Origin of the sequence: Haloferula rosea, assembly GCF_016595525.1 — a bacterium.
In the GTDB taxonomy this organism is placed as follows: Bacteria; Verrucomicrobiota; Verrucomicrobiia; order Verrucomicrobiales; family Akkermansiaceae; genus Haloferula; species Haloferula rosea.
In genome coordinates this window covers 1-10575 of the sequence record NZ_JAENII010000027.1, presented here as the reverse complement: position 1 = coordinate 10575, position 10575 = coordinate 1, and the positions used below count along the sequence as shown (strand labels likewise).

The 10575-nt window shown below is 53.9% G+C and carries 14 protein-coding genes; all 14 read left to right on the top strand.

What is annotated here, in order from left to right:
• The first annotated feature begins 106 nt into the window (after positions 1 to 106).
• Complete coding sequence (locus tag JIN81_RS19610) at positions 107 to 628, top strand: TIR domain-containing protein (protein WP_200283522.1); 522 nt, start codon at positions 107 to 109, stop codon at positions 626 to 628.
• Between the two features lie 2 nt (positions 629 to 630).
• Positions 631 to 1053 (top strand): hypothetical protein, encoded by a 423-nt coding sequence (locus tag JIN81_RS18550; RefSeq protein WP_200283519.1) that lies wholly within the window; start codon positions 631 to 633, stop codon positions 1051 to 1053.
• A gap of 9 nt (positions 1054 to 1062) precedes the next feature.
• Positions 1063 to 1437, top strand: a complete 375-nt coding sequence (locus tag JIN81_RS18545) for a TIR domain-containing protein (RefSeq protein ID WP_200283516.1) — start codon at positions 1063 to 1065, stop codon at positions 1435 to 1437.
• Between the two features lie 142 nt (positions 1438 to 1579).
• Positions 1580 to 2512 (top strand): ATP-grasp domain-containing protein, encoded by a 933-nt coding sequence (locus tag JIN81_RS18540; RefSeq protein ID WP_200283513.1) that lies wholly within the window; start codon positions 1580 to 1582, stop codon positions 2510 to 2512.
• 82 nt (positions 2513 to 2594) lie between these two features.
• Positions 2595 to 3098, top strand: coding sequence for a hypothetical protein (locus JIN81_RS18535; protein ID WP_200283511.1), 504 nt, complete (start codon positions 2595 to 2597; stop codon positions 3096 to 3098).
• Between the two features lie 671 nt (positions 3099 to 3769).
• On the top strand, positions 3770 to 4249 hold the full coding sequence (locus tag JIN81_RS18530) for a hypothetical protein (protein WP_200283509.1): 480 nt from the start codon (positions 3770 to 3772) through the stop codon (positions 4247 to 4249).
• A gap of 141 nt (positions 4250 to 4390) precedes the next feature.
• Complete coding sequence (locus JIN81_RS18525; RefSeq protein ID WP_200283507.1) at positions 4391 to 4888, top strand: hypothetical protein; 498 nt, start codon at positions 4391 to 4393, stop codon at positions 4886 to 4888.
• Between the two features lie 135 nt (positions 4889 to 5023).
• A complete protein-coding gene (locus JIN81_RS18520; RefSeq protein WP_200283505.1) occupies positions 5024 to 5368 on the top strand; it encodes a hypothetical protein in 345 nt (114 codons plus the stop codon).
• 149 nt (positions 5369 to 5517) lie between these two features.
• The gene (locus JIN81_RS18515) at positions 5518 to 5940 is read left to right on the top strand and encodes a hypothetical protein (RefSeq protein WP_200283503.1); all 423 of its coding nucleotides are present in this window, start codon (positions 5518 to 5520) and stop codon (positions 5938 to 5940) included.
• 141 nt (positions 5941 to 6081) lie between these two features.
• On the top strand, positions 6082 to 6702 hold the full coding sequence (locus JIN81_RS18510; RefSeq protein WP_200283501.1) for a hypothetical protein: 621 nt from the start codon (positions 6082 to 6084) through the stop codon (positions 6700 to 6702).
• 81 nt (positions 6703 to 6783) lie between these two features.
• Positions 6784 to 7065 carry a hypothetical protein gene (locus JIN81_RS18505; RefSeq protein WP_200283499.1) on the top strand — a complete coding sequence of 94 codons (282 nt, stop codon included), beginning with the start codon at positions 6784 to 6786 and terminating at the stop codon, positions 7063 to 7065.
• A gap of 359 nt (positions 7066 to 7424) precedes the next feature.
• Positions 7425 to 7919 (top strand): DUF6714 family protein, encoded by a 495-nt coding sequence (locus JIN81_RS18500; protein ID WP_200283497.1) that lies wholly within the window; start codon positions 7425 to 7427, stop codon positions 7917 to 7919.
• Between the two features lie 800 nt (positions 7920 to 8719).
• The gene (locus JIN81_RS18495) at positions 8720 to 9076 is read left to right on the top strand and encodes a hypothetical protein (protein WP_200283494.1); all 357 of its coding nucleotides are present in this window, start codon (positions 8720 to 8722) and stop codon (positions 9074 to 9076) included.
• A gap of 814 nt (positions 9077 to 9890) precedes the next feature.
• Entirely contained in the window at positions 9891 to 10511 is a 621-nt protein-coding gene (locus JIN81_RS18490; RefSeq protein ID WP_234045551.1) for a hypothetical protein, read from the top strand.
• Positions 10512 to 10575 lie beyond the last annotated feature (64 nt).

Below are 10575 nucleotides of genomic sequence, written 5' to 3'. Positions count from 1 at the left end.
CTGACCCGCTCCGAGTCGAATTTTTCAGATGACTAGAACCCTTAACCTCGAGTCAATGCGCGGCTGCCATCAGGCGGTTGGTGTGCTTTGACGTTAGCTCAAGAAAATGGCTATTCCACAATCCACACTTCGGACTTACGCTTCGCGAGAGGGCTTCCAGAAATCAGCTTCCGTAGTCAACGAGGCGAAGCAGATGGGGCGTCAAACGGCGTTTATGTCCCACAGTCATAGGGATGCTGATCTAGCCAAGGGTGTGCAAGGCTTTCTTCAAAGCCTTGGATGGGAGGTTTACATTGACTGGGAGGATACCGTCATGCCTGACAAGCCCGATAGGCGAACGGCGACACGGATTCAACAGAGAATAATTGAACTAGACTGGTTCTTTTTCTTAGCTACTGAGAACTCAATGCGAAGTCGGTGGTGCCCGTGGGAGATTGGATATGCAGATGGTAAGAAGCCCCTCGATTCGATTTTGATCCTACAGACGAAGGATGAGTCAGGGCACTACTACGGGAACGAATATCTCCAGCTTTACCGGTATATTTCGGCAAGTCAGAGCGGGGCTTATCGCGCCTACGGCGCTGCACAGACCCAGAACGGGGTCTTAATGGAAAGCATGAGGAGATAACGATGAACACCGACGAAACCAAACTGAAGCATCTTGAATTCATTCAGGCGGTGATTTCCCGCATGAACAACTGTTCGTTTCTTCTCAAGGGCTGGAGTGTGACCCTTGTCTCCGCCCTTTTCGCTTTAAGTGCCAAGGACGTTGATATCCGGTTCGTGCTGATCGCATATTTTCCGGCAATTGTTTTTTGGATTCTTGATGGCTTTTTCCTCGATCAAGAGAAGCGCTATCGACAGCTCTACGCTTTAGTGATCGAGGATTCGCAAGAAGTGCCACAATTAGAAATGAACACAACCAAGATCAAGAGTATCGAAGGCTCATGGGCATCCGCGACTTTTACGAAAACGTTGCTCCCTTTTCACGGCGTTGTGATTGGAACGATCCTTCTAGTAATGTTCGGGTTCTTTGTAGCCGGAGCCAAATAACCAATTATCATGGCCAACAAGCGAGTATTTGTAAGTTTTGATTTCGACCACGACAAGGTGGTGAAGGAGTTTGTAATCGGACAATCCAAGTTGCCGGATTCCCCATTTACAGTAGTCGACACATCACTAAAGGAGGCCGCTCCAGAAGCGACGTGGCAAGAAAAGGCTCGGCTCGCGATCAAGCGTTCAGATGTCGTAATGGTGATGGTGGGGCGATACACACACCGAGCGCCGGGCGTTCTCAAAGAAGTGAAAATGGCCAGAGACGAAGGTAAGCCCATTTTTCAAGTCATTGGCTACAAGGACGGTGATTATACTGCGGTGCCGAATGCGGGGCGGCTTTATAGGTGGAGCTGGCCAACATTGAAGAAGTTGCTCGCATAAAGACAATGAGGAGCTAACAAGGCGTCGCTCTCAACACCTGCCCCGCCGCGAGTTCAAACCGCCATGACAGTTCAACCTTCAACCCACAATCGAAGCCTTGCCCTCGGGCAGGTGTGAGAGGACTTTGACGTTCTCCGAAAAAATGAATCCGCCGCTCATACTCTTTCCGCATGAGCCGTTCTCACCCGGGAAGATCGATTCGGAGTTCGCCTCCGAGTATGATGCTGCCCGCGTGATTGGATTTCCAACTGGGTTTTACGATCACGAAGCCGTCGAGTCCGGTGACCCAAAGGCCGCATTGAAGCGATTACAGGATTCGGACGACCATCAGAGGTTGATTCTTCGTGGGTGGATGGTTCCAGGCGAGGCCTATGCGGGGCTCCATGCCCAACTTGTCGCCAAGGGCTACATGCCGCAGACATCACCTGAAGATTACGAGCAGGCGCACTACATTCCCTTCGCCTATCCACAGACGGACGGACATACACCGCGCAGCTCATGGATCGAGGGTGACGACGTTGATGCTGCTTGGGAGATGTATCAGGATTTTCGAGACGGCGACGCGATCATCAAGGACTGGGTGAAGTCCGCTAAGAGTAGATGGAAGGATGGTTGCTATATCCCAGCTGGAACGGATGAGGATCGCTTCCGAGAGATTTACCGAGTGTTCAGGGAGGAGCGGAGCAAGCTCTTCAACCGAGGCGTAGTTCTTCGAGAGTTCATGCCTATTGTCGAGAGGGGCAGTGACATTCGTGGTCTTCCGATCATTGAGGAGACGAGGCTGTTCTTCTGGAAGGGGCAGATCGTGGTTCGGCCGGATGGTCGGCCACCATCACCACTTGATGAGCTACCTCGCTGGGAGATGATCGCGAGTCGATTCAGCTCGCCGTTCATCACGATTGATGTGGCTCACCTCACCGATGGGACATGGAAGATCGTCGAGGTCGGAGATGGTGGTGTTTCAGGATTGCCCATGGGATTGGATCCAGAGCGTTTTTACGGTAGCCTCTGGAATCTAACCAACGGAGAACAAGACGCGGCTGAGCAACCCGCTACCGCTGGTGAGTCGACATGACCCTCTTTACTCGAACCCTTAACCCTGTTGCGACGCGGCGCTCCCAGTAGCGGGTGCCAGCGCTTGGACGTTAGTCCAAAAAATGAGGCTGATCGCACTGCTACTGGTTCTCTTGAGCCTTCCGGCCTTTGCCGATGGGCATCCGCAAACAATGAAAATTGCGGTCAGGTCAGCTCTGGCCGGACAAGGTGAAGGGATCATCATTGCTTTCGATGGACAGCGCCTATTTCTCACCAAGCACCAGAAGAAACAGATCGCCCTCACGCAGGAACAGATTTCGCAGTTCCGCCGCATCCTGGCAGACGTTGAATTGGATAGCTGGTCGGGGGTTTGGGCCGATCCCAATGTGCTCGACGGAACGGTTATCCGAGCGACGCTTACGCGTGGGGGGCAGACCGCGGATTTCCTTGGGGTCAACGGGTGTCCTCCGGGCTTTTCGAAGCTCACCCGTGCAATCGATGAGGTCCTTGCGAAACCGGTTTTTGGCGCCTCGTGGGCTGAAGCAGAGGACGTCTCCGAGCACCATGAGTCATTGGAAGTAATTGCAGATGAAGGCAGACGTCGGAGGAAAGCGATCAAAGACTAACAAGTCGCTGGTGGACGACCCCTTTCAGCGCCCTAGTTGAAATCTTGCGCCGTGCTTCGGGAGCTGTTTGATTGTTCTCGGCTTCGCTGGTGCGGTTACCGGGGTCGCCACAGCTTTTACGTTCGCTCCAAAAACATGAACTGCCGAACCTGTGAATACCCCAGTCGTTTCGCACACGGCGTTCAAGGGAATCCTGTTCGGGCATTGCCACCAGTTTCTGGCAATGCTTGGGGTGAGACGCTGACAAGATGTCCAGAATGCGCGCAACTCTGGTTCACAATACCCTATGAGCCATGGGGCGGGTATCCCCACTCGGTCGCCTGGAGATGGAGCGAGGAGCAGTGGAGCGAGTTCAATGACCCTCCGCAGGGAGAGAGGCACAATCTCATCTACTCTTGGCACGAGGCTGAGCTATTCCGATTCTTCGATGGACTTGACGAAGCTGAGCAGCATCGCATCAAGGATCAGGAGGGTTTTTTGCAGGGTGCGATACACAGGAAGGACGCATCGTACGCGCTAGAGCAAGAACTCAAAAACCAAGCGAACAAGCCGCAGCACCCAACCACCTGACCCGCTCCGAGTCGAATTTTCCAGATGATTAGAACCCTTAAACCCGAGTCAATGCGCGGCTGCCGTCAGGCGGTTGGTGTGCTATGACGTTCGCGACAAGAATGACTGCAGACGAAGTTGCCGAGAGCACATCAAAACTAGCAGGTCGCTACGAAGAGCACTGGAGAGATGATCAGAAGATCAGGCACTTTTCTCAACAGCTCAGACCGGTTCCTGATGCTGCCGTCTTTGATGGGCTGTTTAGGTATTTTAGGCAGTCGGGGCACGGTGATCCCGGCATGCTCCGTCAAGAGGTCGCTGGCAGCCTTCTCTTCTTTCGTGCCCCGGAGCCTACCATTCCCCTTGATCAGATCCTACTCGAGTGCATGGAGACCTACAACTTGAGTATCGAACAGCTACCCTGGTATCTCTCGCGTCATTTCGGTCGGGACCGTTTCAGAGTAGAGGTAGATACCCTCCTTTCTAGCACATCCCTTTCAGAGAGATCCACGAAGAGCCTCGAGACTCTACTCTATTGGATTAGGGTTCCTGAGGAGCAGATCCGAGAGGTGTTGGTGCGCGTTGCCCCAACCGAAGAATAACCAACGCGAACAAGGCAGTTGAGGCGACCCCTATCAGCGGCTCTGTTGAATTCTTGCCGCCAGCTTCGGAAGCTGATTGGATGCTTGCAGCTTTCCCGGTGAGGTCACCGGGATCGCCTCACTTTTGACGTTCGGCAAAAAATGAAGACCCTTGCAGCAACAATTTTTCTTCTAGTGTCTTCTGCTGTGGGTTTGTGTGCGGAGGAGAAGAAACCGGAGAGAACAATGAAGTTTACTTTGCAGTGGGGAGGCTACTACGTCTCGAGAGGAGAAGACGGGAAATTCAGTCTAATTAGAATTCTCGACTTCAATGTGGATGCGTATCACGCAGCGATGTTTACGGAGAAATTCGAGAAGATACCGACGCTTGACCAAGTGAAGAAGTTGTCTCCTTTCGTCGGACACGCTCCAATTGATAGTAAGGCTCTACTTAATCGGGTAGACCTAACTTACCTTGGTAGTGAGAAATTGAAGGAAGACGATCTTGATGGCTATTCTTATTACTTGGAGGCTCATCAAGTTGACGAGGATGAGGTCAAGAAGCTGATGACGCGCATCATTGGTTTCAGTGGGAACAAGCCGATGATTTTAGAGCTATCCTTGAAGGATGGCGAGCTACAGATATCGGAACCAAAATAAGGCCGAACAAGGCGCAGCACCGCAAATCCGACCGCGCTGGCGAGTTGGAGGATTGACTGGTTGAGGGAAGGTGATAGAACAAATGAAAGCGCGCTGAGTCGGTCGGATTGGGTGTGCTGAGACGTTCGGCAGAAAATGAAGAAGCTTCTCCTAAGGGGTGTGGTGATCCTAGTAGCTCTGGCCGGTGTCCTTGCCCTTCTTCTGATTACGTCGCACAAAAAGGCACTTCGGGTTGAACGAGAGGCACTAACCCCATGCCTGTCTTCGGCAATGCACTATGACCGAATCGAGCGCTTGAGCGCACTTGATCCGTGGACATCCCTCTTTCCCCATTGGACAATCACTCACAGCGAGCGGCCGACCCAGATGCATTACGAAACTCCATCGATCACCGTTGACATCTTCGGCAGAGTCGTTGACTGGCGATCTAAGGAAGTTCTGATGATGTTGGTCGAGAAGGGCTACAAGGACGATTACTAATCAACCAAGCCGAACAAGGCGAGGCAGCGCGACCCCTCTCAGCGGCTTTGTTGCGTTCCGGACACTAGTTTGCTACCGTTTCCCCGAAGTGGAGACGCCGCCTCGGACTCGCCGGGATCGCCTGCTCTATTACGTTGGGCAAGAAATTCATGAGACCACCCGTTGAGTTTGTCGAAGCCCTGCAGAAGACTGCGGCAGAGCATTTCGTAGCATCGGCGACTGGAGGTGGATTTGATTTCGTGGAGCGAGTTTACGACGATTGGATCCGCTCGGATCCGGGCCCCGATATGACGGCATGGCTTATCGCCAATCTCGGTAGCTACTTTCGCTGGGCAGAACAGGCGCCCCGATGGATCGAAGGAGAGCCTGCCTGGCCATTCCATCGAGGTGATCCGATGGTCTTCATTGGACAGCAGACCGTGGATGGCGACTCTCGCGATGACTTGCCGGACGATTGCACGTTTTACCTGTTTATTGGCTGGGATGATGACCCGGACGGGCGGCGGATGGTCACGCGGGTTATCACGCAGAGCGGGGCGATTGCCGAGGCTGTCTCGAGCCTCAACGAATGAAACTAACAAGCCCAACAAGTCGCAGCACCGCAACCGCCTGACCCGCTCCGAGTCGAATTTTCACCGTGACTAAAACCCTCAAACCCCAGTCAAAGCGCGGCTGCCGTCAGGCGGTTGGTGTGCTATGACGTTGTGCCAAAAATGACCGCTGCTGTTCCCATAGCCATCCTACTTTCGAGCGCAGCGATTTCGGTCGGTACGGAGGTCGGCCCGGAGAAGCCCGAGCCAGCAGTGATTGCCAGGATTTGCGGTATCGATGAGGCCCGAGTTTCCGCTGACGACAAGGAACGTCCAACGCTGAATACAAGGGTGATCTGGATGGCCACCTACCGGATTACAGGCGAGCAGGATTGCGGCCTTGCGATCACGCTGTTTCCGAACGACCGGATCAAGACGGACTTCATCGAGAAGATCGGCGCGAACCAGACTGAATTTCAGAAGATAACCAGAGATAATGGCGATGTGATTTACCACTCGCTTGGTGATCGTGGCGACCAAGGCACCTATTACATGACAACGTTGATCAATCATGAGGAGGATTGGGACATGAGCCTGATGCTTTCTCGCGAGCCTGGCGTCGATGAATCGAAGCTGCCCTTCGCGATTGCCAAGGATGGGATCAAGCTGATCGGCGAGATCGAAGCCGTCCTCAGAAAACCAAAGGCACAACAAGGCGTCGCACCACAATCCGCTACCCGTTCCGAGTCGGAGTCGGAGGGTAGCGGCAAACCTCAACCAGAATCGGAGGAGCGCTCCCGGTAGCGGATGTGTGGACTTCGACGTTGTGCCAAGAATATGATCCGTCTCGACGAGCCAGCGTTTAAGAGGACGTTTGGAGTGCCGATGAAGCGAGTCGGAAGCGGCGAGGGACCACCCTTCGATTTTTGGCCGTATTTCGAACGGATCCCAAAGGAGGACTTTGAGGGATTCGACTGCACTGAGGGGCAGGTGGATTGGGTGTGGCGGACTGAGGATGGCCACTTCGAGCATGTTCTGGTCAACGCACGGGAGGATTCCGACGTCTTCATGGTGCTCGTTCTCGATCGGGACTCCGATTCCGTGCTTGGTCACAGACTTCTCAACCTCAAGAAGGAATATGGGATCGATCCACAAAGCGTTGATTGAGGCGATTGTCCACATTGCGACCGTAGAGGGATCGGACGACCAAGAAGACGATGATGTCCAAGTGCTTGAATCCATTTTCGCTGAACTTTCCCAGGCGACACCCACCGAGGTGGACCAACTTCTTGCGGCCGTAAGAGCTGAGCTTGAAGAGACTCAGAATCCTGCGAGGGTCGACGCGTTGGAGGGCATAATCGACTCGCTTTCCACCTGACCACGAAACAACCAAGGCACAACAAGGCAGCGCTCCTAACACCTGCCCCGCTGCGAGTTCAATTTCCCATGGACATTCAACCTTTAACCCACAGTCGAAGCCGCGCCCTCGGGCAGGTGTAGGAGGCCTTCGACGTTCTGCTCAGAAAATGTCCGACTTCATCACTCCTGCAGAAGCGAAGGCGCGCGGTTTTGACCCGGCGACAGTGAGCCAGTATGAGACGATCGAGCGCGCTAGGGAAGAAGCGCTACAGTTGATCCCTGAGATTGAGGTGGCGTTTGAGGGAGTCCCAAGGCCACAAACAACTCTGAGCGTGGCCAAGGGATATGATGACGAGTGGGATCTGTCAGCGGAACGAATCGAGGAACTCCGATCCCGGGATCCCGAGTCTGTGTGGCAGGATGTTCCCGATCAATCGATGGAGGCACGCCAAGAGTATTTCACGTTCTCCGACCCTCCCGGTTGGTTGTTTTATCTTCCAGCTTTCATGTGCCATTACCTTCGAAACTTTCCGGATGATGGCTGGGATGCAGTGTATCAAGCCTGCCAACGTAAGACGCACTTTGATCTCCTCAATGAGGCCCAGATTCAATGCGTCGATAGCTTCCTCGAACTCTGTGGGAGGCACCAACTGCGAAGGTGAAACCAACAAGCAGAACAAGCCGAAGATGGCGACACCTCACAGCGCCCTTGTTGAATTTCCGTTTTGGTGGTTAGGATCCGGCAACGAGAAGCGGACTGGCGCTGTAAGGGACGGTGCCGCCATTTCTCAGACGTTCTGCAATTAATGATGCGCTGCCCGACGTGCGATAACGAATTGCGAGAGGCGCAAGTTGAAACGATGGTCGGTAATCCTGAGTTCAACGAATGGTGCCGCAACGGCTACTGCTCTCAAAAGTGTTACGAGATCCGAGACCCGAAAGCATCACCGGTGCCGCCCAGGCCAAGGTCGACCCAAAAGCCTAGATCCCACGCCGCGAAGACTGACGCGAAGGATTGGAACGCGCCCGATCCGATCGCCTACTCACTCGCCACCTACTCGTTGTTGGCAGTGCCGTTCTACCTTGGCCTGAGTCTGTTGGGTCGCTTTTTCGGCGTACATCGTTCACCAGAAGTGGCCCCCCTGTACTTCGGAATCCTATTCGTGGTGCTGATGGTGACCGGCCTGTGTGCTGGTCTGTTTGCCTTAATCTCTATTCGAAAGCACGGAGCCGAGAGGATTCTTTGGAAGTCTCTCATCGGTGTCCTTCTCATCGGGGGATTCTCGTACATCGGGGTTTCAGATCTACTAAAACCCTAAGCAGAACAAGGCGGAGATGGACGACACCTATCAGCGGCCTTGTCGAAATTGCGTTCTGGTGGTTTTCTACCGTCAACGAGGAGTGGAGCGCCGCTATCGGTTACCGGTGCCGCCATTCCTCTGACGTTCGGCCGAGAATAGAAATGGCAAGCAAGAAGAAGCGGTTGTCACCACGTTACCAAGTGTGGATCGATGCTCGAAAGAAGTTCCGACTGTCACATGCGCACATCCAAATGGCGAGAGAACTTGGCCTCAACCCAAAGAAGTTCGGGAGCCTCGCGAATCACGAGCAAGAGAAATGGAAGGCGCCTTTACCGCAGTTTATCGAGGACCTCTACTTCGAGCGTTTTGGGATGGAAAGCCCCGAGGTCATCATGACGATCGAGCAGATTGCACAGAAGAAGCTCGATAATAAATCCGCGAACCGAGATAACCACCAAGAACCTAATGTCAGGGAGTGTGAAGATGACCAAGACGATGATCCCTTGTGGCTTAGATAGCACCAAAAACCAAATGCCGAACAAGGCGGTCGAGGACGACCCCTATCAGCGGCTTTGTTGAATTCTTGCCGCCAGCTTCGGAAGCTGATTGGATGCCCGTAGCCTTTCCGGTTCGGTTACCGGGATCGCCTCACCTATATCGTTCGGCAGGAAATGATGGAGCCCAAGAGTAAGCACAGACTGATCGTGATTACGGCTACCATCGCCTTATTGCTGAGTGCTGTCGCTTCGCTTTGTCACCTTTGGGCTTCCGCTCAAGTCGAGTATGCAACCCCGTCGATCGATGCTTTGCACAACACTGCCCTGGACGGTGCTTCCGCCTACGATGGCGCGATGATTCAGCTTGAGGGGTTCTGGTGCGGGCCTCATGACGGATTCTCCATTGGCTCCGACAGGCATGGTGCTTCCCGGTCTTGGGTTCACATCCGCTTTGGTCCGAAGCTTTTTCAGCCGTACAAGCCTTCGTTAGTTTCAAACATTACACGCTGGATCGCGCCTGACCCGACATTCGTCACTCACAACGACCGAGTGAGGATTTCGGGCACGTACCATGCGCGCGGGTTGTCCCCTCCGAATACGATTCTGGAGGATTGTGGTTGGCTCGAGGTTTACCAGGTCGACGTTTGGGATCCTACGTCCAGAAGATGGAAGCAAGCATCCCACTGGCAATAACCCCAAGGCCGAACAAGGCGCGCCTGACCGACCCCTCTCAGCGGCCTTGTTACGCGGCGTTTCAGGTGGTAGAAGCGCGCCAATGAATCGCGCTGGCCGCCATGGTGGTCGGGTCGGCAGCGCTTCGACGTTCTGCAAAAATATGAAGGCGCTGCTCATTCTCTCCCTCAGTCTGCTATGCATGCAGGCGGAAGAAGCACCTAAATTCAATGCGAGGTTTATCGTGCCGGGCAAGCTAGAGTATTTTCCACATATGATTCTCGATCAGGTTACCGAGCCCGAGAGGCTTCGAGACCTGGCACGAGAGCTGGCGGGACGGCAGACCGCCGACGCCACAGCTATCTCGATTACAGAGCGGCCCTTCAAGCTCAGCGACACGGAATCAAAAGTCATATCGCAGGCCTTCACTGCAGATGAAGGTCCTGCGAAAGATGCCTTCAAGAGCATGCCGCTCGATGGTCCGCACCGGGCTTTTGGACTGATGAACGTGGATGGTAAGTTTGGGGCAATCATTCTAGACTATAGAGGAGTCGTCGTGATCACCAAGGTCAATTGGATTGGCGATGGCTTCCTTCAGCCGGATCGAAGCTGGACCCGAGCGGTGGTGAGCCGTGAACTGAACACGATTCTAAACCTTGCTTCGATACGCCCAGCGAAGAAGACACCCTTTCAAGACTGGTTCAATGATGATCGATACCAAAAGGTTGCAGATGCCTTGAATCCAGAAAAAGACAAGCAGAATCGGGTCCCGGGGAGTGATTAGCTCCCCGGTCCCACACCACCCTGCGTACGGCTCCGTACAGGGCGGTTCCAATCAGACTCGGGCA